Source organism: Caulobacter segnis (assembly GCF_031454995.1).
Classification (GTDB): domain Bacteria; phylum Pseudomonadota; class Alphaproteobacteria; order Caulobacterales; family Caulobacteraceae; genus Caulobacter; species Caulobacter segnis_E.
Map to the genome: position 1 here is coordinate 465,813 of NZ_JAVDRV010000001.1, position 25,945 is coordinate 491,757.

Sequence of the window (25,945 nt, forward strand, 5' to 3'; positions counted from 1 at the left end):
TTCCCCAGCCAGCTCCTTGGCCTTCAGGCCGTTTTCCTTGAACACCTGCACGGCCTTGGCCATCAGCCCGACCTCGTCCCGGCGCGCCTGGCCCTCGACCTCGACGGCGAAGTCGCCGCCCGCCAGCTGGTTCATCCGCCCGGCCAGAGCGTTCAGCGGCTTGGAAATCTTGAAGACCGCCATCCAGACACCGACGGCGACGCCCACCACGATCGCCAGGGCGGTGATCCCGATGAGAACGGCCATGTTGATGCGCGATTGCTTGGAGAGCTCGGCGCTGTCCTCGGCGATAGCCTGGGTCAAGGCGTCGTTCCGTTGCTTGATCTCGGCGCTGAGCTTGACGACCTCCTTGTCGTAGCTCTGCAGAAGCACCTTGGCCGCTTCATTGTCGTTGATCATGCCGGCGCGGATCACGGTTTGCCCCGCCTCGGTCACCGCGTTCAGCTTCGGTATGATCGAGTCGACGAACGGTCCCTGGTTCGGGTCCAGCGTCTTGGCCTTCGCCGCCGCGGTGTTGATCTCCTTGATCGCCTCCGCGCCAGCCTTGGCCGCCGCCTTCGCTTCCGCCGAAGCGCCGTCATAGACCAGCGTGCGGTAGGCGGCGTAGCTAAGCTTGTTCAGCGAGCGGTTAATACGCACGAGCTCGACGGCCGCGGGGGTCCGTTCATCGGTAAGGTGCGAATAGGCCTTGTCGACCTTCAAGATCTGCACCGCGCCGAAGATGGCGCCGCCCAACGCGAGCACGGCCAAGAGGCCGATAACGCTCATCAACTTGGTCAACAGTTTCCAGTTATCGATCATGGCCCAAGCCCGGGTTGGAGGTCGCGATTGCGCTCAATCTCCCCCCCGAGTCTCGCGAGAGACTTAACCGTGGCGGACAAAACGGTGCTCCGCGACCATCGGTCGCTGATGTCGCGGTTCGCGGCCGAAGCCCTCTCGGCGTCCCCGCCACACCGTCAAAAGCGGCGAGGAACTGGCGCCCTCGACCACGAGCCGCCACATTGGCCAGGTCACGAGCGCAGGAGATCCGCATGACCGACGCTACCTACGTCCCCCCCAAGGTCTGGACCTGGAACAAGGAGAGCGGCGGCCGGTTCGCGTCGATCAACCGGCCGATCGCCGGCGCCACCCACGACAAGCCCCTGCCGGTCGGCAAGCATCCGTTGCAGCTCTATTCGCTAGGAACGCCCAACGGCGTGAAGGTGACGATCATGCTCGAGGAGCTGCTGGCCCTGGGCCACGCGGGCGCCGAGTACGACGCCTGGCTGATCAATATCGGCGAGGGCGACCAGTTCGGCGGCGGCTTCGTCGAGGCCAACCCGAACTCCAAGATCCCGGCCCTGGTCGACCACAGTGGGTCCAAGCCGATCCGCGTCTTCGAGTCCGGCGCCATCCTCATGCATCTGGCCGAAAAGTTCGGGGCCTTCCTGCCGACCGAGACCGCGGCGCGGGCCGAGTGCCTGTCGTGGCTGTTTTGGCAGATGGGCAGCGCGCCGTTCCTGGGTGGCGGCTTTGGCCACTTCTACGCCTACGCGCCCTACAAGATGCAGTATCCGATCGACCGCTACGCCATGGAGGTGAAGCGCCAGATGGACGTGCTGGACCGTAATCTGGCCGAGCGCCCGTTCGTCGCCGGCGACGAGTACACCATCGCCGACATGGCCATCTGGCCCTGGTACGGCGGCCTGGCCAAGGGCTTGCTGTACGAGGCCGGCGAGTTCCTGTCGGTGCAGGACTACAAGAACGTCATCCGGTGGGCCGACGACCTGGCCGCCCGGCCGGCGGTGCGGCGCGGGCGGATGGTCAACCGCACCTTCGGCGAGCCATCCAGCCAGTTGCGCGAGCGCCACGACGCCAGCGACTTCGACACCAAGACCCAGGACAAGCTGGAGGCGAAGTAGGAGGGGGAAGCCCCCTACCCTGGCCCGCCAGCGCTGAAGTCGAACTGCTCGGGCCGGGACTTGCCACCGCCGAAGGCGTAGCTGAAGCCGAAGAACACCGAACGGACGTTGGCGGTGCGGCGCGTGCGGTCGCGCAGGGCCGGCGTGTCGGTCACGATGACCTCCTGGAAGTCGCCCATCACGTCCTGGGCGGTGGCGACGAACGAGAGCTTGTCGTTGACCTTCCGGCGATAGCCGAGGTTCACCATCTTGAACGGCTCGCGATAGCCTTGCGGCGTCAGGCGCTTGCCCGAGCTGAAGGCGTTCAGCTGGAAGAAGTCCTTGGGCGTGGCCTGCCAGTTCAGGTTCGCGCGGCCCGACAGCGCCGTGCCCGAGCGGGTCCCGGCGAAACCCAGATTGCCGGCGTCGATCTCGTTCCAGAACAGGTTGCCGCTGAGGTTATAGGTCAGCTTGGGCGACAGGCGGCCGTTGGCGACCAGCTCCAGGCCGCCGCTGCGGCTCTTGCCGAGATTGGCGCGGGAGGTCAGCAGCACGCCGCCGCCCAGGTCGCTGACCACGTCCGTGACGCTGTCGCGGGTGTCGCGGAAATAGGCCGTGGCCAGGTAGTAGGTCTGGCCTTTGCGGTACTGCCAGCCCAGCTCGTAGGAGTCGGTGATCTGCGGCTTCAGGTTCGGATTGCCCTGCCGGTAGTTGAACGGATCCAGATAGACCCGATAGGGGTGCAGATCCTGGGCGCCAGGACGTTGGACCCGCCGGCTGTAATTGGCGCTGAGGGTCTGGTTCTGGCTGAGCGTGTAGCCGGTGTGCAGGGTCGGGTAGACGCGGAAGTAGTCGTTCTGAGCGGTCGCGCCGTGAGTTACGTCGTTGACGTCGATCTGGACCTGCTCCGCCCGCAAGCCGCCCTGGACGGTGAAATCGCCGAACGGCCGCTCGTAGGTGACGTAGGCCGCGTAGACGTCCTGGTCGTAGTCATAGACGTTGGTGCGGGACGGATCGACGATAAGCCCGTCGGCCGTCGGCCCCGCGGCGCCGCGGTTCTTGTAGGCGTTGTTGGCCTGCTCGAAATCGAGGCCAGTCTTCAGCTTGACGTCCTTGGGCAGCGGCTTGGTGTAATCGACCTTCAGGTTGGCGCGGTTCTGGAAGATGTCCAGGCCGATGCGCTCGTACTGGTCGACGCCCGGACTGTTACGGGTGAAGGCGTTCGCCTCGCGGGTGAAGTCGGTGACCTCATATTCGAGGTGCGTGGTCAGCAGATGGTCCGCGCCCTTGAACTGACGACGCCAATCGGCGCTGACCGCGCCATTGTCGCGCTGGATCTCACCCGTCAGGTCGCGGACATAGGCCCGGGTCGGCGCGCCGGCGGCGTCCGAAGCGGCGTAGGTCTCGCGGTTGTCGGTGTCGAACGCTATGCGGCGCAGACGCAGCTCGCCGCTCAGGCGGTTGTTCTTGTCCAGATCATAGTCGACCGCGCCCCGCAGGTTGGTCATGCCGCCTTCGTTCTCGACGTCGGCGTCCTGCGTGCTGGAGGCGTAGCCCCCACCGGCCTGCCGCACCGACCGTTCGATCAGTTGGCGCGCCTCCTGCTTGTCGTGACGGTAGCTGGCGTCGCCGGTCAGGGTCAGCTTGCCAGCGCGGCGCGTGGCGCTGATCCCGCCATTGTGCCGGCCGGTCGTGTCGACGTTTAGCCGGACCGTGCCGTTCGTTCCGGGCTTCTGGGTCTTCTTGGTGATCAGGTTGATGATCCCCGCCGAGCCGTCGGGGCGATAGGCGGCCGAGGGGTTGGTCATCACCTCGACGCGGTCGATCTGGTCCGCCGGCATGGATTGCAGCGCGTCGCCCTTGCCCTCGCCCGTGAACTGGCTGCTGGGCTTGCCGTCGATCATGATCGTGACATTGGCGTCGCCGCGCAGACTGACATTGCCCTGCACGTCGACCTCGACCGAGGGGATGTTGCGCAGGGCGTCGGCGATCGAGCCCGTCTTGGCCGACAGGTCGTTGGTGACGCTGTAGCTGCGGCGGTCGATCGCGGTCCGCATCGCCGTCGAGTCGGAGGTGATCGTCACACCCTCGACGGCCGTCGGCGCGTCCTTGGCCGGGGCCTTGGGCGCGGCGGGCGCCGGGGCGGTCTGGGCCTGGACCAGGGTCGGCGACAGCGCGGCGACCACCGCCAGCAAAGCGTACTTCAAGCGCAAAGACGTCCCCCACGAGGCCGGAGCGGCGCGCCAACCAGGCTGGCGGCCAAAAGATTACAAAAAGTACATCTGTAAAACAGGGTGTTCAGCTCTTAGACCCGTGTTTCGCGAACAAGACAAATGTCTTTTCCGCAATGTTGGCGCTGCTGCTATCGATGGCGTCGGAGGTGAGTCCCACGCGCCAGTAAAAGGTCGCCAGAACCCGCGCTTGCGTGCTGATACCGGTAACACTAAGGTCGCGCCAACCAGAGACCCCTTAAGGGGTCGTAGGGGCGTCAACGGGCCGGAGTAGGCCCAATGGGAGGAAACCCGTGGCAAGTGTATCCAACGCCGGCCCCAGCGCGGGCATGAGCGCTGACGGCGCGAAGGTGAACATGGCCTTCGTGGCCGCGATCGTCGCGGTCGCCACGATCGGCGGCTTCATGTTCGGCTACGACAGCGGCGTCATCAACGGCACTCAGGAAGGCCTGAACAGCGCCTTCAATCTCACCGAATTCGGCACCGGCCTGAACGTGGCCGCGATCCTGATCGGCTGCGCCATCGGCGCGTTCGCGGCGGGCCGTCTGGCCGACGTCTGGGGCCGCCGCACCGTGATGATCATCTCGGCCGTGCTGTTCATCATCAGCGCCCTGGGCACCGGGGCGGCGCACACCTCGACCATCTTCGTCATCTTCCGCCTGATCGGCGGCCTGGGCGTCGGCGCGGCCAGCGTGCTGTGCCCGGTCTACATCTCGGAAGTCACGCCCGCCAACATCCGCGGCCGCCTGTCGTCCGTGCAGCAGATCATGATCATCACCGGCCTGACCGGCGCGTTCGTGGCCAACTACTTCCTGGCGGCCAAGGCCGGCGGCTCGACGGCCGAGTTCTGGCTGGGCCTGCCGGCCTGGCGCTGGATGTTCTGGATGCAGGTCATCCCGGCCGGCGTCTTCTTCCTGTGCCTGCTGACCATTCCGGAAAGCCCGCGCTACCTGGTCGCCAAGGGGCAGGACGCCAAGGCCGAGGCCATCCTCTCGCGCCTGTTTGGCGCGGGCGCGGGCGCGGCCAAGGTCGCCGAGATCCGCGCCTCGCTGAGCGCCGACCACAAGCCGAAGTTCTCCGACCTGCTCGATCCCGTCAGCAAGAAGATCCGCCCGATCCTGTGGGCCGGTCTCGTCCTGGCCGTGTTCCAGCAATTGGTCGGCATCAACATCGTCTTCTACTACGGCTCTGTGCTGTGGCAGTCGGTGGGCTTCACCGAGGACGACAGCCTGAAGATCAACATCCTGTCGGGCGCCCTGTCGATCGTGGCCTGCCTGGCCGCCATCGCCCTGATCGACCGCATCGGCCGCAAGCCGCTGCTGCTGATCGGCTCGGCCGGCATGGCCGTGACCCTGGGCGTCCTGACCTGGTGCTTCTCGACCGCCACCACGGTCAACGGCGCCCTGCACCTCGACGGCAACGTGGGCCCGATCGCCCTGGTCGCCGCCAACCTCTACGTGATCTTCTTCAACCTCTCCTGGGGTCCTGTCATGTGGGTGATGCTGGGCGAGATGTTCCCCAACCAGATGCGCGGCTCGGCCCTGGCCGTCGCCGGCTTCGCCCAGTGGATGGCCAACTTCGCCATCTCGTTCAGCTTCCCGGCCATGGCCAAGGTCAGCCTGGCGGCCACCTACGGCTTCTACGCCGTCAGCGCGGTCATTTCGTTCTTCCTGGTCCAGAAGCTGATCCACGAAACCCGCGGTCGCGAACTGGAAGCCATGGAGGGGTAAGAGTCCAAATCCTCCCCCTGGCGGGGGAGGATCTAGAGAATCCACAACGCCCGGAGGCTTGGCTTCCGGGCGTTTTCTTTGCGCCCGCCCCTTATGACACCGGTGGACAAAACCGCGCCACCGGCTAGCCTCGCGCCAAGAATTAAGTCCGCGTTGGGGAGAAACATCATGGTCGACATCAATCGCCGCGGCGCGCTGGGCTCGCTGCTGACCGGCGCCGGCCTGGCCGCCCTGCCCGCTTCCGGCGAGGCCGCCCAGATGGGCCTGCTTCCCGCCAAGCCCACCACGGGCCCGACCTGGGCCAAGGGGATCGAGGGCCAGCGCAAGGCCGACCTGGGCGACGGGACCTTCCTCAATCCGATCCTGGCCGGCGACCATCCCGACCCGTCGATCCTGAAGGACGGCGACGACTACTACATGACCCACAGCTCGTTCGACGCCTATCCGGGCCTGCTGATCTGGCATAGCCGCGACCTGGTGAACTGGACGCCGGTCACCACGACGCTGAAGACCAATGTCGGCTCGATCTGGGCGCCCGAGCTCTGCAAGCACAAGGGCCGCTACTACATCTACCTGCCGGCCAAGAAGCCGAACAACAACACCAGCTACGTGATCTGGGCCGACAGGGTCGAGGGTCCGTGGTCCGAGCCGATCGACCTGAAGCTGCCCCGCTACATCGACCCCGGCCACATCGTCGACGAGACGGGCCAGCGCTGGCTGTTCCTGTCCGGCGGCGACCGCATCAAGCTGGCGCCCGACGGCCTGTCGACGGTCGGCCAGCCCGAGCATGTCTATGACCCCTGGCGCTATCCGGACGACTGGGACGTCGAGGGCTTCTCGCCCGAGGGCCCCAAGGTCATGCGGCGGGGCGCGTACTACTACATGATCACCGCCGTGGGCGGCACGGCGGGCCCGCCGACCGGCCACATGGTCATCGTCGCCCGCGCCAAGTCGCTGGTGGGCCCTTGGGAGGACCATCCGCGCAACCCCCTCGTCCGCACCGTCGACAACAGCGAAAAGTGGTGGTCGCGCGGCCACGCCACCCTAGTCGAGGGGCCGGGCGGCGACTGGTGGACCGTCTATCACGGCTACGAGAACGGCTATTACACCCTGGGCCGTCAGACCCTGCTGGCGCCCGTCACCTGGACCGCCGACGGCTGGTTCGACGTTGGCGGCGGCGATCTCAGCCAGCCGATCCCGAAGCCGAAGGGCGGCAAGCCCGGCCCGCACGGCATGGCGCTGTCGGACGACTTCACCACCGACAAGTACGGCGCGCAGTGGAACTTCTTCGACCCGCGCCCCGACGAGCAGCAGCGTCTCACCCGCGCCGGCGGCGTCCTGGCCCTGAAAGGCGCGGGCGAGGCGCCGTCCAGCGGGGCGCCGCTGATCTTCGTCAATGGCGACCAGGCCTATGAGATCGAGTGCGAGATCGAGGTCGATCCCGAGACCCGCGCGGGCCTGATCCTGTTCTACGATCGCCAGCTCTATTGCGGCCTGGGCTTCGATGCGAAGGCCTTCGTCACCCATCAGTACGGCATCGAGCGCGGTCGCCCGGCCAATCCGCACGGGGCGCGGATGCTGATGCGCTTACGAAATACGCGCCACATCGTCGCCTTCCACACCAGCGGCGACGGCGGCCAGACCTGGAAGCGCTTCGACCGCGGCATGGAGGTCAGCGGCTACCACCACAACGTCCGCGGCGGCTTTCTCATGTTGAAGCCGGGGATCTACGCCGCGGGCAAGGGCTCGGCGCGGTTCCGGGGGTTCAAGTACCGGGCGTTGGATTGAGCTGCGACGAGACACTCAAAATCCGTGTCATCCCGGAAGCCTCGAAGAGGCTATCCGGGACCCAGGGGCCGGCGCATTGCGGTTGCCCCTGGGTCCCGGCTCTCCGCTACGCTGCGGCCGGGATGACACGGGAATTTTGGCCTAATGCCTCCCTACCCCCGATACGCCTCCAAGGCCGCCCGCAGCACATACAGCAGCCGCTCGCGGTCGGCGTCGTCGGGGGCGGCCTTCAGCGCCTCGCCGAGCGCCAGCTGGAAGGCGGCGCGCTGGTTGTGCCAGTCGAGCGAACCGGGCGCCCGCGGCGGCAGGCGGGGCGGCGCCTGATCGGCCAGGGTCGCCGGGCCCGCGCCCACCAGGAAGGTCTCGTCCAGCGCCGGGACCAGCAGGCGATCCTCGGGAAAGCCCGCCTCGGCCAGCCGGCGCTTGAGGCCCTGGGCGGCGTTGGGCTCGCCGTGGGCGATGAACACCGAGCCCGCCACGGGCCCGCGCGCCTTGGCCCAGGCCACCAGGCCGCTGGCGTCGGCGTGGCCGGAATAGGCGTCCAGCTGCCGGATCCGGGCCCGCACCCGCACCTCGTCGCCCCGTATCGAGACGCGCGGCGCGCCCTCGGCCAACAGGCGCCCCAGCGTGCCGGTGGCCTGGTAGCCGCACAGCAGCACCGTCGCCTCCTTGCGCCACAGCAGGCGCTTGAGGTGCTTGCGCACGCGGCCCGCGTCGCACATGCCGCTGGCGGCGAGGATGATGTGCCAGCCATCAAGGCGATCCAGGCCGTCGCTCTCGGCCGGCGAACTCAGGAACCGCAGGTGATCCGAGGGCCTCAGCGCCTCGAATGGATTGGACTGGACGCCCGGGCGCCAGCCGCGCGCCTGGAACACCTTGGTCGCCTCGATGGCCAGCGGCGAGTCCAGGAAGATGTCGCCCCGGGGGACCTCGCCGGAGTCCATCAGGTCCAACAGGTCGACCAGCAGCTCCTGGCTGCGCTCGACCGCGAAGGCCGGGATCAGCAGCGGGCCGCCGGCCTCGCGCGCGGCGCGGACCTCTTCGGCCAATTGCTGGCGACGCGAGGCGCTGTCGAAGCCGGTGCGCTCGCGGTCGCCATAGGTCGACTCGATGATCAGGTGGTCGACGCCGACCGGCGCGTCCGGATCGTCGACGAACGGGCTGCCGCCGGGACCCAGATCGCCGGAGAACAACAGGGTCTTGGTCTTGCCGGGCGGGCCCACCTCGACCGCGATCGAGGCCGCGCCCAGCATGTGGCCGGCGGGCCACCAGGTGGCGGTGATCCCTTCGGCGATCGTGACCGGCTCGCCCAGCTTGACCTTGTGGAACTGGGCGGCGACCGCCTTGCCGTCCTCGGCGGTGTAGATTGGCTGGACCGGCGGGATCCCGCGCCGCTGGTTGCGGCGATTGAGGCTCTCGACCTCGTTCTCCTGGATGCCGCCCGCGTCGACCAGCATGACGGCCGCCAGATCGCGGGTCGCCGCCGTGGCGTGGATCGGCCCCTCGAAACCGGCCAGCATCAGCTTGGGCAAGAGGCCCGAATGGTCGATGTGCGCGTGGGTCAGCAGGACCGCGTCGACCTTGCCCACATCGAACGGAAACGGCTGATAGTTCAGCGCCTTCAACGTCTTGGAGCCCTGGAACATGCCGCAGTCGATCAGCACCGTGGCGTGCTCGGTGACGAGGCGGGCGCAGAAGCCGGTGACGCAGCCTGCGGCGCCGTGGAAGGTCAAGGTTGGGGTCATCGCCACGCCATCATTAGGGAAACCTTGGCGAGCATGGCCGCTCCGGACGCCGTCTCGCCCTGATCCAGGTCAACCCCGCGAGCGGATTGCGTCATAGTCTGCCCCTCGACGCAAACCTTGAGTCTTTCCCGTGACCGAAGTCCCCCTGCCGACCGACGCCCCCGACAACCACGCGCAACTGACCTCGCCGTCCTACCGGCTGGCCGCGCTGGACCAGGACTTCCTGCTGGGCGACTCGATGCGCGGCGTGCGGTTCCTGCTAGAGTTCGCCAAGGCCGACGAGGCCTTGCGCCGCTGGGGCGTGCGCTCGACCGTGGTGGTGTTCGGCAGCGCGCGGATCCGCCAGGACGGGCCGCCAGAACAGGCGCGCTGGTACGAGGAGGCCCGGCGCTTTGGCCGCATCGTCTCCGAGCGTGGCGGGGCCAAGCTGGTCAACGGCGACCACGTTCGCGACAACGTCATCGCCACCGGCGGCGGTCCCGGCGCGATGGAGGCCGCCAATCGCGGGGCCTACGAGGCCGGCGCCCCGACCATCGGCTTCAACATCACCCTGCCGCGCGAGCAGACGCCCAATCCGTACTGCACGCCGGACCTGACGTTCCGCTTCCACTACTTCGCCATGCGCAAGATGCACCTGGCGATGCGTGCCAACGCCCTGGTGGTGTTCCCCGGCGGCTTTGGCACCTTCGACGAGCTGTTCGAGATCCTGACCCTGCGCCAGACCGACAAGGCCCCGCCGATCCCGATCGTGCTGTTCGACGAAGCCTATTGGCGCTCGATCATCAACTTCGAGGCCCTGGTCGAGCACGGCATGATCGCCAAGGAAGACCTTGATTTGCTGCACTTCGCCGACGACGCCGAGGAGGCCTGGGCCGAGTTGGTCAAGTGCGGCCTGAAGCTGCCCGAAGGAGACGCCTAGGCCGCCCCCCCTAGGGACGGGCCGCGGACCTCAGCACAGCAGGTAACGCACCGTGGAGCGCAGCACCTGGCTCAAGGCCTGGCGGTCCAGATCGGGGTGGTTGACGCCGCGCATCAGCAGGCCGTCGAAGATCAGGCCGATCGCCTCGCAGCGCGCCTGGAACTCGGCTTCGCTCCATTCGGGCTTGCGGCTGCGCTCCATCAGCGACCTGGCCATCTGCCGCTCCTGGTCGTCGGCCGAGCGCACGATGGCGGCGACCTTGGGGTTGCGCGCGGCCTCGGCGATGACTTCCAGCGCCAAGGCGGCCCGGCCGGGCTCGAAGCACTTGTCGATGCTCTCGGGCAGGTGTTCGTCGATCGCGTCCGCCAAGGTGCCTGGCTGGCTTTCGAGTTCGGCGAACTTGTCGCGCATCTCGGCCAGGTCCTGCTCGACGATGGCGGCGATAATCGCCTCCTTGTTCTCGAAGTAGCGATAGATCTGGCCCACGCTCAGGCCCGCCGCCTTGGCGATGTCCGCCATGCTGGCGCCATGGAAGCCGGACTGGCGCACGCGCTCGCAGGCGGCGTCCAGGATCTGCTGGCGGCGCGATTCCGGCGACGGTCGGCCCGCGTGGGCGTCATCAACCATTGAACTTCCTAGGCGACATTACATTTCCGTTAGGGCAGCTTCAGCGGCGGGCTTGAAGGTTGACATGCGATAGTCGCGCTCCTATGTCCAGCCCGCTTGAGAATGAACGTTCATTCTCAGATTGTTCATCATGCCGGGCTAGTCAAGAGCAATAGCTCGCTAGCCCATCGCATCCGGGGTCACATATGCACTTTCAACGCACCGCCGCCTCGACGGCCGTGGGACTTGCCGCCATCGCTCTCACCCTCGCCGCCTGCGGCCAAAAGGGCGGCGCGTCCGGCATGGGCATGGGCGGTCCGACGGAGGTGGGCTACATCGTGGTTCAGACCCAGTCGGTGGGCCTGAGCACCGAGCTCTCCGGCCGCACGTCGGCCTTCCTCGTCTCGGAAGTCCGTCCGCAGGTGGGCGGCGTGATCAAGGCGCGCCTGTTCGAGGAGGGCGCGATCGTCCGCGCCGGCCAATCGCTCTACCAGATCGATCCGGCCACCTACCAGGCGACCTACAACAGCGCCGCGGCCTCCCTGGCCCAGGCCCAGGCCCAAGCCCTGGCGGCCAAGCTGAAGGCCGACCGCTACAAGGCGCTGGTCGAGGGCGGCGCGGTGTCCAGGCAGGACAATGACGACGCCCAGGCCGCCGCCGCCCAGACGGCCGCGGCCGTGGCGGTGCAGAAGGCGGCGCTGGAAACCGCCCGCATCAATCTGAACTACACCAAGGTCGCCGCGCCGATCACCGGCCGCATCGGCAAGAGCGCCGTGACCCCCGGCGCCCTGGTCACCGCCAGCCAGGCCACGCCGCTGGCCACGGTCCAGGACCTGTCGAAGGTCTATGTCGACCTGACCCAGACCTCGGCCGAGCTCCTGAAGCTCAAGCAGCAGTTCGCCAGCGGCAAGCTGGGCCGCACGAACTCGGCCACCGTCAGCCTGAAGCTGGAGGACGGCTCGACCTATCCGACCCCGGGCACGCTGGAATTCTCGGACATCACCGTCGACGCGGGCACCGGCTCGGTCACGCTGCGCGCCGTGTTCCCCAACCCGAACGGCGTGCTGCTGCCGGGCATGTATGTCCGCGCCAGCCTGACGCAGGGCGTGGCCCCGAGTGGGATCCTGGTCCCGCAGACGGCGATCAGCCGCGACCCCAAGGGCGGCGCCACGGTGATGCTGGTCGGGGCCAAGGGCCCCGAGCCGCGCCCGGTCGCCCTGGGCCAGACGGTCGGCGACAAGTGGCTGGTCACCAGCGGTCTCCAGCCGGGCGACAAGGTCATCGTCGAAGGCCTGCAAAAGGTGCGCCCCGGCGCGCCGATCAAGGCGGTCCCCGCCGGCGCGGCCCCCGCCGCCGCTCAAGCCCAGCGCTAAGGCCAGGTTCAGATGCTTTCCCGCTTCTTCATCGACAGGCCCATCTTCGCGTGGGTCATCGCCATCGTGATCATGCTGGCCGGGGCGCTCGCCATCCGGACCCTGCCGATCGCGCAGTATCCTGAAATCGCCCTGCCGCAGGTGTCGATCTCGGCCAACTATCCCGGCGCCTCGGCCAAGACCGTCGAGGACAGCGTCACCCAGGTCATCGAGCAGAAGATGAAGGGCCTGGACGGCCTGGATTACATGTCGTCGACCAGCGACAGCTCGGGCTCGGCCACGGTCACCCTGACCTTCAAGGCCGGCACCGACATCGACATCGCCCAGGTGCAGGTCCAGAACAAGCTGCAGACCGCCACCGCCCTGCTGCCGCAGGAAGTGCAGCAGCAAGGCCTGACGGTCGCCAAGTCGGCGCGGAACTTCATGATGGTCGTGGGTCTCTTCTCGGAGAACCCCAAGACCACCAACACCGACCTGGCCGACTATCTGGCCTCGAACATTCAGGACCCCCTGAGCCGCGTGGACGGCGTCGGCGACATCCAGCTGTTCGGCGCTCAGTACGCCATGCGCATCTGGCTGGATCCGCAGAAGCTGGCCAGCTTCAACCTGACCCCGGCCGACGTGTCGGCGGCGATCAAGGCCCAGAACGCCCAGGTCTCGGCCGGTCAGCTGGGCGGCGCGCCCAACCTGCCGGGCACCGGGCTGAACGCCACGATCACGGCCCAGTCGCGCCTGCAGACGCCGGACCAGTTCCGCCAGATCATCGTCAAGAACAGCACCGGCGGCGCCACCGTGCGTCTGTCCGACGTCGCTCGCGTCGAGCTCGGCGCGGAGAACTACGGCTCGGTCGCCAAGTTCAACGGCAAGCCCGCCGCGGGTCTCGCCATCCGTCTGGCGCCCGGCGCCAACGCGCTGGACACCGCCGCGGCCGTCAAGTCGCGGATGGCCCAGCTCGAGAAGAACTTCCCGGCCAGCTACAAGTACGTCGTTCCCTATGACTCGACGCCGTTCGTGGAGCTGTCGATCCACGAGGTGGTCAAGACGCTGATCGAGGCCATCATCCTCGTCTTCATCGTCATGTTCCTGTTCCTGCAGAACTGGCGCGCGACCCTGATCCCGACCATCGCCGTCCCGGTCGTGCTTCTGGGCACGTTCGGGGTGCTGGCCGCCTTCGGCTACTCGATCAACACCCTGACCATGTTCGGCCTGGTGCTGGCCATCGGCCTGCTGGTCGACGACGCCATCGTCGTGGTCGAGAACGTCGAGCGCGTGATGAGCGAGGAGGGGCTCTCGCCCAAGGAAGCCACCCGCAAGTCGATGAACGAGATCACCGGCGCCCTGATCGGCATCGCCCTGGTGCTGGCCGCGGTGTTCGTGCCGATGGCCTTCTTCGGCGGCTCGCAGGGCGTGATCTATCGCCAGTTCTCGATCACGATCGTCTCGGCCATGGGCCTGTCGGTCCTCGTGGCCCTGGTGCTGACCCCCGCCCTCTGCGCGACCATGCTCAAGCCGGTCGAGGCCGGCCACAAGGAGCACCAGAAGGGCTTCTTCGGCTGGTTCAACCGCAGCTTCAACGACATGTCCTCGCGCTACCAGGGCTCCGTCCGCGGCATCCTGGGCAAGAGCGGCCGGTGGATGGCGGTGTACGCCGCGATCATCGTGGCCATGGGCCTGCTGTTCGTTCGCCTGCCCAGCGCCTTCCTGCCGGAAGAGGACCAGGGGATCATGATCACCCTCGTCCAGCTGCCCGCCGGCGCCACCGAGCAGAAGACGCAAGCCGTCCTGAGCCAGGTTCGCGACCACTTCCTGAAGGACGAGAAGGACGCCGTGCAGTCGGTGTTCACCGTCTCGGGCTTCAGCTTCAGCGGCGCGGGTCAGAACGCCGGTCTCGCCTTCGTTCGCCTGAAGGACTTCGAGCACCGCAAGGCCGCCCAGCTGAAGGCGCAAGCCGTCGCGGGCCGCGCCATGGGCGCCTTCAGCCAGATCCGCGACGCCATGGTGTTCGCCGTTATCCCGCCGTCGGTTCCGGAACTGGGCACCTCGTCGGGCTTCGACTTCCAGCTGCAGGACATCGCCGGCGTCGGCCACGACACCCTGATGCAGGCCCGGAACATGATGCTGGGCATGGCGTCGCAAGACCCGAACCTGGTCGGCGTGCGTCCCAACGGCCAGGACGACACCCCGCAACTGAAGATCGAGGTCGACCAGGCCAAGGCCGGCGCCATGGGCCTGACCACCGCCGACATCAACAGCGCGCTCAGCGCCGCCTGGGGCGGGTCGTACGTCAACGACTTCATCGATCGCGGCCGGGTCAAGAAGGTCTACATCCAGGCCGACGCGCCCTACCGCATGACCCCCGAGGACCTGAACCGGTGGTACGTGCGGAACGACCAGGGCCAGATGGTGCCGTTCCCCGCTTTCGCCACGGCCAGCTGGACCTACGGCTCGCCGCGCCTGGAGCGCTATAACGGCCTCCCGTCGATGAACATCCAGGGCTCGCCCGCGCCGGGCAAGAGCTCGGGCGACGCGATCGCGGCGATGGAAAAACTGGCGGCCAAGCTGCCGCCGGGCGTCAGCTTCGAATGGACCGGCCTGTCGGCTCAGGAGCTGGAATCCGGTAACCAGGCTCCGGCCCTGTACGCGATCTCGATCCTGGTCGTGTTCCTGCTGCTGGCGGCCCTCTACGAGAGCTGGTCGATCCCGCTGGCCGTCATCATGGTGATCCCGCTGGGCATCGTCGGCGCCCTGCTGGCCACCTTCGTGCGCGGCCTCAGCAACGACATCTACTTCCAGGTCGGCCTGCTGACGACCATGGGCCTGGCGTCCAAGAACGCCATCCTGATCGTCGAGTTCGCCAAGGACCTCTACGAGAAGGGCATGAGCCTGATCGACGCGACGCTGGAGGCCGTGCGCCTGCGCCTTCGCCCGATCATCATGACCTCGCTGGCCTTCGTGTTCGGCGTGCTGCCGCTGGCGATCTCGAACGGGGCCGGCTCCGGCGCCCAGCACGCGATCGGCACCGGCGTCATCGGCGGCATGATCTCGGCCACCCTGCTGGCGATCTTCTTCGTCCCGCTGTTCTTCGTGGTGGTCGAGAAGCTCTTCAAACCCAAGCACAAAGGCCACGACAAGCCTGTCGCCGAACACGGCGGCGAGGTCTCGTCGACGGAGGCCCACTGATCATGCTTCGTAATCTCTCCCTGATCCTGTTGGCCTCGACCGCGGTCGGCGCCTGCACCCTGGCGCCCAAATACGAGCGCCCGGCCCCGCCGATCGCCCAGACCTGGTCCACGCCGACCGCCGAGCCCACGGGCCAGGTCACGGCCGCCGACCTCGACTGGCGCCAGGTGCTGGTCGACGCCCGCCTGCAAGGCGTGGTCGACCTGGCCCTCAAGCAGAACCGCGACCTGCGCGTGGCGGTTCTGAACATCGAGCGCGCCCGCGCCCAGTACGGCGTCCAGCGCTCGGCCCTGTTCCCGACGATCAATGGCGTGCTCAGCGAGCAGCGCAGCCGCACGCCGCCCTCGACCTCGCAGACCGGCCAGGCGCTGGACGTCGAGGCCTATAGCGCCACGATCGGCTTCACGGCCTACGAACTGGACCTGTTCGGCCGCGTGCGCAGCCTGAACGCGTCAGCCCTGCAGAGCTTCTTCGCCGAGCAGGAAAACGCCCGCGCGGTGCGCGTCAGCCTGATCGCCGAGACCGCCAACGCCTGGCTGACCCTGGCCGCCGACCAGGATCGGCTGGCCCTGGCCAAGGACACCCTGGCGACCCGCGAGGAGTCGCTGGCCCTGATCCAGCGTCAGGTCGACGGCGGCGTCGGCTCGCTGCTGGACCTGCGCAACGCCCAGACCCTGACCGAGACCGCGCGCTCGGACGTCGCGACCTACACCGCCCAAGTGGCCCAGGACCGCAACGCCCTGGTGCTGCTGGCCGGCGGCGAGATTCCCGCCGACCTGCTGCCGCGAGGCGTCTCCGGGGGCGATCTGGCCTCGGCCAACATCCTGGCCGACCTGCCGGCCGGCGTGCCCTCGGACGTGCTGGTCCGCCGTCCCGACGTCCTGGCCGCCGAGCACCAGCTCGAAGGCGCCAACGCTAATATCGGCGCGGCCCGCGCGGCCTTCCTGCCGCGTATCGCCCTCACGGGCTCGACCGGCGCGGCCAGCGGCGACCTGGACGGCCTGTTCAAGAACGGCACGGGGGCGTGGAGCTTCACGCCGTCGATCAGCCTGCCGATCTTCGCCGGCGGGGCGAACGTCGCGAACCTGAACAGCGCCAAGGCCAGCCGCGACATCGCCGTGGCGACCTACGAGAAGACGGTGCAGACGGCCTTCCGCGAGGTGTCCGACGCCCTGTCGGTGCGCCAGACGGTGACCAATCGCGTTAACGCCCAGGAGCGCCTGGTGGCCGCGGCCGCCGACACCCAGCGGCTAACGCGGCAGCGCCGTGAGGCGGGCCTTGATAACGCCCTGACTCTGCTGGACGCCCAGCGCACGCTCTATTCGGCCCAGCAAGGCCTGATCACGGCGCGCCTGGACCGGGCCGCCAACCTAGTCACCCTCTACAAGACGCTCGGTGGCGGCGCCCCGGCCCGCTAGACGTCAAACCCCTTCCCCGGCCTCGGCCGGGGAAGTTCGCCGGCCATCATCCCCCCCCCCCCGGTGGTCGCGAACGGAGGGGGCGCGCTCCTCTCCCCCATTCCGGGAGCCGCCCCTTCCCCCCCCTTCTCTCGGCTCTGGCCGCCCCAACCCGATCCGGGGACGGGGTAAGTCGTGTATTACTGTTCGGTAATCCTTTTAGGTAAACGTTTGCACGTTAACGGTGTTTCCGCGCGCGCAGAAGCCAAGGCCGGAAGAGGATACCCATGACGACCAGAGCGAAGAACGATCAGACCACGAAACAAGCCGCCCAAGTGGCCGGCATCGTGCTCGCCAGCCTGCTAGCCCTCACCGCGGTCGTTTCCGCCGTGGTCGCGCCGACCGATCTGTCCGGCCGCCCGCTCTCCAGTCACACGCTCGACCACTAGAAGGCTCAGAGCGGCAACTGCACCGTGCTCTTGACCTCCTCGAGCACGGCGTAGGTGCGGGTCTCCCGCACCCCCGGCATCTTGACCAGGATGTCGCCCAGGAAGCCGCGATAGGCGTCCATGTCCTTCACGCGAGCCTTGATCAGATAGTCGAAGCCGCCGGCCACCATGTGGCACTCCAGCACCTCCGGGGCGCGCCGCACGGCGGCGGCGAAGTCCTCGAAGGTCTCGCCCGTGGTCCGCTCCAGCACCACCTCGACGAAGATCAGCAGCGCCCGGTCGACCTTGGCCGGGTCCAGCAGCGCCGCGTAACCGGTGATGTAACCGCGCTCCTTCAACCGCCGGACGCGGTCGAACGTCGCCGCCGGCGACAGATTGCAGCGCTTGGCCAGCTCGGCGTTGGTGATGCGGCCGTCGGCCTGCAAAACCTTGAGTAGTCGGCGATCGGTGTCATCCAGAGAGGAACTGGCCATAGTGATTTTCCGCCGAAGAAGCTTCGAAAAATAGCGCTCACAAACGGAGCACCTTCGACAAGCTTAGCGTTACACCCCCGATCGTTCCAGCCCACCCGCGCCACCCCCTCCTCCTCAGGGCGTCGGTGGGACGGCTTTGCCGTTCGGAACGTCGCGACGCTCGCCCCTCTCCCCCTAACCGGGCGTCGCGCTAGAGAGGAAGGGACGCAACCGTCTCCCCGACTGGCGTCCCTTCCTCCCTCCCCACTTCCAGAGCATTGTCGCTTCACGCCGCCCGCGTTCGCTGGAGCGGACGATCATTTTTGGCGCTCTAGCCGAAGCCCTATCGGCCTGGGCGATCAACAAACGAAGCACCTTTGGCGCAAGTCGCGTTAGACCGACGATATTCTAAATTCAGGGAACGCCATGTCCGCGATGAACTGGGATAGCCTCGACGACGGCAAGTATCGTGACGAAGCCGCCGTGATCGCCGACCTGCTGGCCTCGACGCCGCTCTCCAGCGAGGACCGCGCCGCCGTCCGCGCCGAGGCCGAAGCGCTCGTGCGCGGCGCCCGCCGCAGCGTCCGCAAGCAGGGCGTGGTCGAAAGCTTCCTGCAGGAGTTCAGCCTGGGCACCCGCGAGGGCCTGGCCCTGATGTGCCTGGCCGAGGCGCTGCTGCGCACGCCCGACGACGACACCCGCGACAAGCTGATCGCCGAGAAGATCGGTTCGGCCGACTGGGCCAGCCACCTGGGCGGCTCCGACAGCCTGTTCGTCAACGCCTCGACCTGGGGCCTGATGCTGACCGGCAAGATCGTCGAGCCCGACGACGAGGCCCGCAACGACATGCCCGGCTTCATCAAGAAGCTGGCCGGCCGCCTCGGCGAGCCGGTGATCCGCGCCGCGGTCGGCCAGGCCATCCGCATCATGGGCGAGCAATTCGTCCTGGGTCGCACGATCGAGGCCGCCATCAAGCGCGCCGCGAACGAGGACACCATGTGCTCGTTCGACATGCTGGGCGAAGGCGCCCGCACCGCCGCCGACGCCGAACGCTACGAAAAGGCCTATGCCGACGCGATCACCACCGTCGGCAAGCTGTCGAACGGCGCCGGCCCCGAGAAGGGCCACGGCGTCTCGGTCAAGCTGTCGGCCCTGTGCCCGCGTTACGAGGCCACCCACGAGGACCGCGTGTGGGAGGAGCTCTATCCGCGCACCCTGCGCCTGGCCGTGATCGCCGCGCGCTACAACATCAACTTCACGATCGACGCCGAGGAGGCCGATCGCCTGGCCCTGTCGCTGAAGCTGCTGGACAAGCTGTGCCGCGAGCCGGAACTCGCCGGCTGGACCGGCCTCGGCCTCGCCGTCCAGGCCTACCAGAAGCGCTGCGGCGAGGTGATCGCCCGTCTGCGCGCCCTTTCCGAGGAGACCGACCGCCGCCTGATGGTGCGCCTGGTCAAGGGCGCCTACTGGGACAGCGAGATCAAGCGCGCCCAGGTCGCCGGCCGCCCGGACTATCCGGTGTATACGACCAAGCCGGCCACGGACCTGTCGTACCTGGTCAACGCCAAGGCGCTGATCGACGCCGCGCCGGGGCTCTACGCCCAGTTCGCCACCCACAACGCCCACACCCTGGCCGCCGTGGTCCGCATGGCCAAGAACGCCGGCGTCCGCATCGAGCACCAGCGCCTGCACGGCATGGGCGAGGCTCTGTATAAGGCCGCCGACGACCTCTATGACGGCGTCACCCTGCGGGCCTACGCGCCCGTCGGCGGTCACGAGGACCTGCTGCCCTACCTGGTCCGCCGCCTGCTGGAGAACGGCGCCAACACCAGCTTCGTCCACGCCCTGCTGGACGAGCGGGTGCCGGTCGAGAAGGTCGTCACCGACCCGATCGACACGGTCGAGGCCCACCCCGACCGCCACGCCAAGATCCCGACGCCGATCGAGGTCTATGGCCCGCGCCGTCAAAACAGCGCCGGCCTTGATCTGTCCGTGAAGGCTGATCGCGAACGCCTGGCCGCGGCCGTTACGACGATCGACACCGAGACCCTGTCGGCTGGTCCGCTGGTCGGCGGCAAGCTGGCCGTTGGCACGCCGCCCCTGCCGGTGGTCGCCCCCGCCGACGACAACCGCGTGGTCGGCGCGGTGTCCGAAGCCCAGCTGCCGCAGATCGACGAGGCCTTCCGCCTGGCCCGCGCCGCGCAACCGGCCTGGGATCGCGCCGGCGGCGCCGCTCGCGCCCAGGTGCTGCGCGCCATGGCCGACGCTCTTGAGACCAACATCGAGCGCCTGATCGCCATCCTGGCCCGCGAGGCCGGCAAGACGCTCAGCGACGGGATCGCCGAGGTCCGCGAGGCCGTGGACTTCTGCCGCTACTACGCCGTGCTGGCCGAAGACCAATTCGGCGCCGGCGAGATCCTCAAGGGCCCGGTCGGCGAGACCAACAGCCTGCGCCTGGCCGGGCGCGGCGTCTTCGTCTGCATCAGCCCGTGGAACTTCCCGCTGGCCATCTTCACCGGCCAGATCGCGGCCGCCCTGGCCGCCGGCAACGCCGTCCTGGCCAAGCCCGCCGAGCAGACCCCACTGATCGCCTACGAGGCCGTGAAGCTCTATCACGCCGCGGGCCTCGACCCGCGCCTGCTGGCCCTGCTGCCGGGGCGCGGCGAGACCGTCGGCGCGGCGCTGGTCGCGCACGAGGGCCTCGACGGCGTCGCCTTCACCGGCGGCACCGACACGGCCTGGCGGATCAACCAGACCCTCGCTCAGCGCCAGGGCCCGATCGTCCCGTTCATCGCCGAGACCGGCGGCCTCAACGGCATGTTCGTCGACACCACCGCCCAGCGCGAGCAAGTGATCGACGACGTCATCGTCAGCGCCTTCGGCTCGGCCGGCCAGCGCTGCTCGGCGCTGCGCCTGCTGTTCCTGCCGTACGACACCGCCGACCACATCGTCGAAGGCCTGAAGGGCGCGATGGACGCCCTGGTCCTGGGCGATCCGGCCCTGGCCATCACCGATGTCGGCCCGGTCATCGACACCGAGGCCAAGACCGCTCTCGACAAGCACCTGGAGCGCCTGAAGCGCGAGGCCAAGGTGCTGCACGCCCTGGCCGCCCCCGCCGGCGGGACCTTCTTCGCGCCGGTCCTGGCCGAGATCCCCGCCGCCGACTTCCTGGAGCGCGAGGTGTTCGGTCCCGTGCTGCACGTCGTCCGCTACAAGCCCGAGGACCTGGAGCAGGTCGCCGGCGCCCTGGCGGCCCGTCGCTACGGCCTGACGCTGGGGATCCATTCGCGGATCGAGAGCTTCGCGGCCGACGTCCAGCGCCTGGTCCCCGCCGGCAACGCCTACGTCAACCGCTCGATGACCGGCGCGGTCGTCGGCGTCCAGCCGTTCGGCGGCGAGGGCCTGTCGGGCACCGGCCCCAAGGCCGGCGGCCCGCACGCCCTGCTGCGCTTCGCCGTGGAGCGGGCGCTCAGCGTCAACATCACCGCCCAGGGCGGCGACCCGGCGCTGCTGAACCTGTAAGACCACGGGCCAACTTCACAACCGTCGCGCGCGGGGCCTAAGCTTTCCGAAAACAGCCGGAGAGCTTCGACAATGGCCCTGTCGCGACGCGACCTCTTCCTCGCCGCCGCCCTGCCCCTGCTCGGCGCGGCGGCGAGGCCCGCCAAGGGCTTCGTCGCCGTCGAGAAGGGCCGCCTGTTCCTCGACCGCAAGCCCTACCGCTTCGCCGGCGCGAACCTCTGGTACGGCGCCTGGCTGGGCGCGCCGGCCGCCTTTGGCGACGTCCCGCGCCTGAAACGCGAGCTGGATCGGCTGAAGGCCCTGGGCGTCACCAACCTGCGGGTGCTGGGCGCGGGCGAGCGCTCGCTAGCCAAGGCCGCCGTCTCGCCGACCTTCCAGGAAGAGCCCGGCGTCTATCGCCAGGACCTGCTGAAGGGCCTGGACGTCCTACTGGCCGAGATGGCCAGGCGGGACATGAAGGCGGTCGTCTACGTCAACAATTTCTGGGACTGGTCGGGCGGGATGCCGGCCTATCTGAACTGGGTCGGGAACGGTCCCTGGTTCCAGCAGGGCGACCCCGCTCATCCGTGGCCGGAATATCCCGACTACGCGGCGCGGTTCTACGGCGACGCCAAGGCCAACGCGCTGTTCCTAGGCTATCTGCGCGGGCTGGTCGGCCGGGTGAACACCGTCACCGGCAAGCCCTATCGCGACGATCCGACGATCATGGCCTGGCAGTTGGCCAACGAGCCTCGCCCGGGCGGAACTCAGGCCTTCGGCGAGCGCGACATGGCCGTCTTCCAGCAGTGGGTCCGCGACACCTCCAAACTGATCAAGACGCTCGATCCGCGCCACCTGGTCTGCACCGGTAGCGAGGGCCTGAAGGGCTGCCTGGAGAGCGAGGCCTGCGTGCTCGACGCCCACCGGCCCGACACCATCGACTACGTCACCGCCCACGTCTGGCCCAACAACTGGGGCTGGATCGATCCCAAGAACCAGCCGGCGACCTATGAAGCCGGCGAGGCGCGCTGCCGCGACTATGTCGCCCGCCACATCGCCATCGCCCGCCAGCTGGGCAAGCCGCTGGTCATCGAGGAGTTCGGCCTGATCCGCGAGGCCCGCGCTTTCGCCCCCGGCTCGGCCACGGCCGACAAGGACCGCTTCTACCGGACGATCCACGGCCTGGCGCTGGCCGACATGAAGGCCGGCGGGCCGACGGCCGGGACCAACTTCTGGGCCTGGAACGGCGAAGGTCGCGCCCAGCATCCCGACGCCTGGTTCGCGGCCGGCGACAAGAGCTTCGTCGGCGATCCGCCGCAGGAGGAGCAAGGCCTCTACGGCGTCTTCGACACCGACGCCTCGACGCTGGCGGCGATCGCCGAGCACGCGGCGGCGGTGAAGGCGCTGGGGTGACAATAGGGATTGCCACCGGTGTCATCCATGCTACCGCTGGCATGAAGCTCGCTAGAAGCCGCCGGAGGAAGCCATGGAAACCACCCGCCGCACCCTGATCACCGGGGCCGCCGCCCTGGCCGCCTATACCGCCCTGCCCAGCGCTGGCTTCACGGCGGAGAGGCGCTCGCCGGTGGTCAAGACCACCAACGGCAAGGTGCGCGGCTATGTCGACGGCGAGGTCAGCGTCTTAAAGGGCCTGCGCTATGGCGCCGACACCGGCGGGGCGCGGCGCTTCATGCCGCCGGTCAAGCCCGAGCCCTGGACCGACGTGAAGGACGCCCTCGCCTACGGCCCGGCCTCGATGCAGACCGGCAAGGGCGAGGAAGGCGAGACGCTCTCGGAAGACTGCCTGTTCCTGAACGTCTGGACGCCCGCCAAGCCAGGCAAGAACGGCCTGGCCGACGGGGCCAAGCGGCCGGTGATGGTCTATATCCATGGCGGCGCCTACAACGGCGGTTCGGGCGCCAGCCCCTGGTACGAGGGGACCAAGTTGGCCAAGCGCGGCGACGTGGTGGTGGTGACGGTGAACCACCGCCTCAACGCCTTCGGCTATCTCTATCTGGCCCGCCTGTTCAACGACCCCAGCGTCGCTGACAGCGGCAACGCCGGCCAACTGGACTTGGTGCTGGCGTTGCGATGGGTGCGGGACAACATCGCCGCCTTCGGGGGCGATCCGGACCGGGTGATGCTGTTTGGCCAATCGGGCGGCGGGGCCAAGATCGCCACCCTGATGGGGATGCCGGCGGCCAAGGGCCTATTCCACCGCGCCGCCACCATGAGCGGTCAGCAGGTCACCGTCGGCGGCCCGTTCAACGCCACCCGGCGCGCCAAGGCCTTCCTGGACAAGCTGGGCGTGAAGGATCTCGCCGCCCTGCGCGCCCTGCCCGCCCAGGACATGCTGGCCGGCCTGAAGGCCATCGACCCGATCGCCGCCTCGGGCGGGGTCTATATGGGTCCGGTGCTGGACGAGCGGAGCCTGACCCGCCACCCGTTCTTCCCCGACGCCACGCCGCTTGGCCTGTCGGTCCCGATGATGTGCGGCAACACCCATGACGAGACCAAGGGCTTCATCGGCTTGGACGCCAACGCCTTCCCCCGGACCTGGGACGAGGTGATCGCCCGACTGCCGAGCCAGTTCAACGCTCGGATCGACATTGATCCCGAGACGGTGGTGGCCTTCTACCGCCAGACCTATCCAAGCTATTCGCCGGCCGACGTCTATTTCGCCGCCTCGACCGCCGGGCGCTCGTGGAAGGCCGCGATTATCCAGGCCGAGGAGCGGGCCCGCGCCGGCGCGCCGGCCTATGTCTATCAGGTGGACTGGAAGTCGCCGATCCAGGGCGGGATCTTCGGCGCGCCGCACGCGATCGACATCGGCCTGGTGTTCGGCACGCTGGACGCCAAGGGCTCGATCGTCGGGACGGGACCGGAGTCGGTCGCCATGTCGAACACGATGAGCGACGCCTTCATCGCCTTCGCCCGCGGCGGCGATCCAAACGGTGGAAGCTTGCCGCGCTGGGAGCCCTACAGCCTGCCCCGTCGTCAGACGATGGTGTTCGACAATGTCTCGCGCATGGAGGACGACCCGCGCGGAGCCGAGCGTGAATTCTTCAACCGCGTGCCGTTCACTCAGTTCGGGACCTGAGCTCGTAGGGCTCCGACGGCGGAAGGTGCTGAACCAGGATCCGAGCCGTCAGCTCGGCGTCGGCCTCGATCGGCGGCGGCTCCCCGAAGACGGCCCGCCATAGGTCCGCCAATACGCGACGCTTTTCTTCCGAACTCAATTCGAGACTCCTCGCGGAGCCGAATGTGTCCGTGAGGACAAGGTTGCTGGTTAACGGCGCGCTAACCTTGAAATCGTGCTGAAGCTCGAGACCGAGGCGCGATCCCCGCGCGCTCCGCCCTCCACGCAAAGAAAAAGGGCGAGCCCGAAGGCTCGCCCCAAGAGGCCGGCGCGAACGCCGACGCTCAGGTCTTCTTAGCGGAACAGGCTCAGGATCGACGAGCTCGACGAGTTCGCGATCGACAGCGCTTGCACGCCAAGCTGTTGCTTGGTTTGCAGCGACTGCAGCTTGGCGCTTTCCTTGGCCAGGTCGGCGTCCACCAGGTTACCGACACCGGCTTCCAGGCTGTCTTGCAGCTTGCCGACGAAGGTCAGGTGGGTGTCGAGACCGATCGAGGCGGTGCCCAGCGCGGCCAGCTTGTTGGTGGCGGTGCCGATGGCCTTGTCGATGGTGGAGATCATCGTCTTCGCCGCCGAGGCGTTGGCGAAGGTCGGCGTGGCGCTCAGGCCCAGACCACCAACGGTCAGGGTTTGAGCCGTCACGGTCAGGCCAGAACCGTCCGCGTTGGCCAGGAAGGCGAGCGACTTGGCGCTGGCGCCGACCAGGCTGACACCGTTGAACTTCGAATTGTCGGCGGCCTTGGTGATCTGCTTGTACAGCGAGTCAAAGTCCGACTTCAGCGCGTTGAACGAGGCGCTGTTCAGCGAGGTGTCGGAAGCGGCCAGGGCCTTTTCCTTCATCTTGCCGAGCAGGTCGGTGATGGTGTCGCCGGCGGCCAGGGCCACGTCGATGGTGGACTGACCGCGTTGCAGCGAGTCCTTCACCGAATTCATCGATTGGGCGGTGCCCGATTGCGTCTTGGACATGGCCCAGACGGCGCCGTTGTCCTTGGCGCTGCCCACCTTCTTGCCGGTGTTGATGCGCTGTTGGACGGTGCCGAGTTCGGCGTTGGTGGCGTTCAGGTTTTGCAGGGCGATCAGGGCCCCGGCGTTCGTATTGATGCTGTTCAGCGCCATAACGAAACAACTCCTATTCGAGGTGTTCCGGCGTCGTTTTGACTACCGGTGGGCGTTTTACCCACGACAAGTATCCAACAACGTACTTTCGACTTCGTTTAAAGAAGAGGGATAAAGAATTAAATAGAAGAGCTATTTTGTTAATGGTGAATATGAAATTTACCGCACCTATATTTAACTCGGTAATGAACTTGTCTCGATTTGATACACAAGCCCTACGCGGTATTGTTAATCTAGATTCAAGATCTCGCGCCCGCGCGTGTTGGCGACGGTTCCGGGACCACGGGCGGAACGCGGCGCGAGCGGCAGGGCTTGGCCGCCGCGCGGACGGTCACGAAGAACACCAGCGCCTTCCAGGCGTCGGACAGGATACGAAGGTGACGCATCGAGAGAACCTCCTTGCCTCTCCTTCCAACGAAGAAAAGGCCGGCGGGCTCCC

At 67.8% G+C, this 25,945-nt stretch carries 17 protein-coding genes and 2 pseudogenes; 11 read left to right on the forward strand and 8 right to left on the reverse strand.

Annotated elements, in window-relative coordinates; all coding sequences use genetic code 11:
- Positions 1–45: 45 nt before the first annotated feature.
- Positions 46–801: pseudogene (locus J2728_RS22220) on the reverse strand (HAMP domain-containing protein); the annotation flags it as partial.
- Positions 802–1,031: 230 nt separating this feature from the next.
- On the opposite strand from J2728_RS22220, the gene yghU reads away from it, so the two are divergent.
- Positions 1,032–1,901: a glutathione-dependent disulfide-bond oxidoreductase gene (gene yghU, locus J2728_RS02260; protein ID WP_309995796.1), complete on the forward strand. Its 870-nt coding sequence runs from the start codon at positions 1,032–1,034 to the stop codon at positions 1,899–1,901.
- 14 nt (positions 1,902–1,915) lie between these two features.
- Here yghU and J2728_RS02265 read toward each other — a convergent pair whose 3' ends face one another.
- Positions 1,916–4,087, reverse strand: a complete 2,172-nt coding sequence (locus J2728_RS02265) for a TonB-dependent receptor domain-containing protein (protein ID WP_309995799.1) — start codon at positions 4,085–4,087, stop codon at positions 1,916–1,918.
- 317 nt (positions 4,088–4,404) lie between these two features.
- Here J2728_RS02265 and J2728_RS02270 point away from each other — a divergent pair, with 317 nt between their 5' ends.
- Both J2728_RS02270 and J2728_RS02275 read left to right on the forward strand, forming a co-directional pair.
- A complete protein-coding gene (locus tag J2728_RS02270) occupies positions 4,405–5,841 on the forward strand; it encodes a sugar porter family MFS transporter (protein WP_309995801.1) in 1,437 nt (478 codons plus the stop codon).
- A gap of 168 nt (positions 5,842–6,009) precedes the next feature.
- Positions 6,010–7,629: a family 43 glycosylhydrolase gene (locus tag J2728_RS02275; RefSeq protein ID WP_309995804.1), complete on the forward strand. Its 1,620-nt coding sequence runs from the start codon at positions 6,010–6,012 to the stop codon at positions 7,627–7,629.
- Positions 7,630–7,682: 53 nt separating this feature from the next.
- On the opposite strand, the pseudogene J2728_RS02280 reads toward J2728_RS02275, so the two are convergent.
- Both J2728_RS02280 and J2728_RS02285 read right to left on the reverse strand, forming a co-directional pair.
- Positions 7,683–7,775 (reverse strand): annotated as a pseudogene (locus J2728_RS02280) (hypothetical protein); the annotation flags it as partial.
- Positions 7,776–7,781: 6 nt separating this feature from the next.
- Positions 7,782–9,374 (reverse strand): MBL fold metallo-hydrolase RNA specificity domain-containing protein, encoded by a 1,593-nt coding sequence (locus J2728_RS02285; RefSeq protein WP_309995805.1) that lies wholly within the window; start codon positions 9,372–9,374, stop codon positions 7,782–7,784.
- 130 nt (positions 9,375–9,504) lie between these two features.
- Between J2728_RS02285 and J2728_RS02290 the strand changes: the two genes are divergently transcribed.
- Positions 9,505–10,293 (forward strand): LOG family protein, encoded by a 789-nt coding sequence (locus J2728_RS02290; RefSeq protein WP_404979685.1) that lies wholly within the window; start codon positions 9,505–9,507, stop codon positions 10,291–10,293.
- 30 nt (positions 10,294–10,323) lie between these two features.
- On the opposite strand, the gene J2728_RS02295 is transcribed toward J2728_RS02290, so the two are convergent.
- Entirely contained in the window at positions 10,324–10,920 is a 597-nt protein-coding gene (locus J2728_RS02295) for a TetR/AcrR family transcriptional regulator (protein ID WP_309995806.1), read from the reverse strand.
- Positions 10,921–11,105: 185 nt separating this feature from the next.
- Here J2728_RS02295 and J2728_RS02300 point away from each other — a divergent pair, with 185 nt between their 5' ends.
- The 4 genes from J2728_RS02300 (at position 11,106) to J2728_RS02315 (ending at position 17,298) form a co-directional block, all read left to right on the forward strand.
- On the forward strand, positions 11,106–12,272 hold the full coding sequence (locus J2728_RS02300) for an efflux RND transporter periplasmic adaptor subunit (RefSeq protein ID WP_309995808.1): 1,167 nt from the start codon (positions 11,106–11,108) through the stop codon (positions 12,270–12,272).
- A 12-nt stretch (positions 12,273–12,284) separates the two neighbouring features.
- On the forward strand, positions 12,285–15,452 hold the full coding sequence (locus J2728_RS02305) for an efflux RND transporter permease subunit (RefSeq protein ID WP_309995810.1): 3,168 nt from the start codon (positions 12,285–12,287) through the stop codon (positions 15,450–15,452).
- Positions 15,453–15,454: 2 nt separating this feature from the next.
- Complete coding sequence (locus J2728_RS02310) at positions 15,455–16,870, forward strand: efflux transporter outer membrane subunit (protein WP_309995812.1); 1,416 nt, start codon at positions 15,455–15,457, stop codon at positions 16,868–16,870.
- Positions 16,871–17,136: 266 nt separating this feature from the next.
- A complete protein-coding gene (locus J2728_RS02315; protein ID WP_309995814.1) occupies positions 17,137–17,298 on the forward strand; it encodes a hypothetical protein in 162 nt (53 codons plus the stop codon).
- A 5-nt stretch (positions 17,299–17,303) separates the two neighbouring features.
- Here the strand turns inward: J2728_RS02315 and J2728_RS02320 are convergent, their stop codons facing one another.
- The gene (locus J2728_RS02320; protein ID WP_309995816.1) at positions 17,304–17,771 is read right to left on the reverse strand and encodes an Lrp/AsnC ligand binding domain-containing protein; all 468 of its coding nucleotides are present in this window, start codon (positions 17,769–17,771) and stop codon (positions 17,304–17,306) included.
- A gap of 414 nt (positions 17,772–18,185) precedes the next feature.
- On the opposite strand from J2728_RS02320, the gene putA reads away from it, so the two are divergent.
- From putA to J2728_RS02335, 3 genes are all read left to right on the forward strand, one after another.
- Complete coding sequence (putA, locus tag J2728_RS02325; RefSeq protein ID WP_309997551.1) at positions 18,186–21,272, forward strand: bifunctional proline dehydrogenase/L-glutamate gamma-semialdehyde dehydrogenase PutA; 3,087 nt, start codon at positions 18,186–18,188, stop codon at positions 21,270–21,272.
- Between the two features lie 72 nt (positions 21,273–21,344).
- On the forward strand, positions 21,345–22,664 hold the full coding sequence (locus tag J2728_RS02330) for a glycoside hydrolase 5 family protein (protein WP_309995820.1): 1,320 nt from the start codon (positions 21,345–21,347) through the stop codon (positions 22,662–22,664).
- 73 nt (positions 22,665–22,737) lie between these two features.
- Entirely contained in the window at positions 22,738–24,351 is a 1,614-nt protein-coding gene (locus tag J2728_RS02335; RefSeq protein ID WP_309995823.1) for a carboxylesterase/lipase family protein, read from the forward strand.
- Between the two features lie 333 nt (positions 24,352–24,684).
- Here the strand turns inward: J2728_RS02335 and J2728_RS02340 are convergent, their stop codons facing one another.
- Both J2728_RS02340 and J2728_RS02345 read right to left on the reverse strand, forming a co-directional pair.
- Positions 24,685–25,506 (reverse strand): flagellin, encoded by an 822-nt coding sequence (locus J2728_RS02340; RefSeq protein ID WP_309995826.1) that lies wholly within the window; start codon positions 25,504–25,506, stop codon positions 24,685–24,687.
- A gap of 239 nt (positions 25,507–25,745) precedes the next feature.
- Positions 25,746–25,892, reverse strand: a complete 147-nt coding sequence (locus tag J2728_RS02345; protein ID WP_309995829.1) for a hypothetical protein — start codon at positions 25,890–25,892, stop codon at positions 25,746–25,748.
- Positions 25,893–25,945: the final 53 nt, after the last annotated feature.

Excerpts from the sequence above, each read along its gene's own strand:
- J2728_RS02315 (WP_309995814.1), top strand. The coding sequence starts at position 17,137 with ATGACGACCAGAGCGAAGAACGATCAGACCACGAAACAAGCCGCCCAA.
- yghU (WP_309995796.1), top strand. The coding sequence starts at position 1,032 with ATGACCGACGCTACCTACGTCCCCCCCAAGGTCTGGACCTGGAACAAG.
- J2728_RS02275 (WP_309995804.1), top strand. The coding sequence starts at position 6,010 with ATGGTCGACATCAATCGCCGCGGCGCGCTGGGCTCGCTGCTGACCGGC.
- J2728_RS02300 (WP_309995808.1), top strand. The coding sequence starts at position 11,106 with ATGCACTTTCAACGCACCGCCGCCTCGACGGCCGTGGGACTTGCCGCC.
- J2728_RS02285 (WP_309995805.1), bottom strand. The coding sequence starts at position 9,374 with ATGACCCCAACCTTGACCTTCCACGGCGCCGCAGGCTGCGTCACCGGC.
- J2728_RS02335 (WP_309995823.1), top strand. The coding sequence starts at position 22,738 with ATGGAAACCACCCGCCGCACCCTGATCACCGGGGCCGCCGCCCTGGCC.
- J2728_RS02320 (WP_309995816.1), bottom strand. The coding sequence starts at position 17,771 with ATGGCCAGTTCCTCTCTGGATGACACCGATCGCCGACTACTCAAGGTT.
- J2728_RS02305 (WP_309995810.1), top strand. The coding sequence starts at position 12,285 with ATGCTTTCCCGCTTCTTCATCGACAGGCCCATCTTCGCGTGGGTCATC.
- putA (WP_309997551.1), top strand. The coding sequence starts at position 18,186 with ATGAACTGGGATAGCCTCGACGACGGCAAGTATCGTGACGAAGCCGCC.
- J2728_RS02340 (WP_309995826.1), bottom strand. The coding sequence starts at position 25,506 with ATGGCGCTGAACAGCATCAATACGAACGCCGGGGCCCTGATCGCCCTG.
- J2728_RS02310 (WP_309995812.1), top strand. The coding sequence starts at position 15,455 with ATGCTTCGTAATCTCTCCCTGATCCTGTTGGCCTCGACCGCGGTCGGC.
- J2728_RS02330 (WP_309995820.1), top strand. The coding sequence starts at position 21,345 with ATGGCCCTGTCGCGACGCGACCTCTTCCTCGCCGCCGCCCTGCCCCTG.
- J2728_RS02345 (WP_309995829.1), bottom strand. The coding sequence starts at position 25,892 with ATGCGTCACCTTCGTATCCTGTCCGACGCCTGGAAGGCGCTGGTGTTC.
- J2728_RS02295 (WP_309995806.1), bottom strand. The coding sequence starts at position 10,920 with ATGGTTGATGACGCCCACGCGGGCCGACCGTCGCCGGAATCGCGCCGC.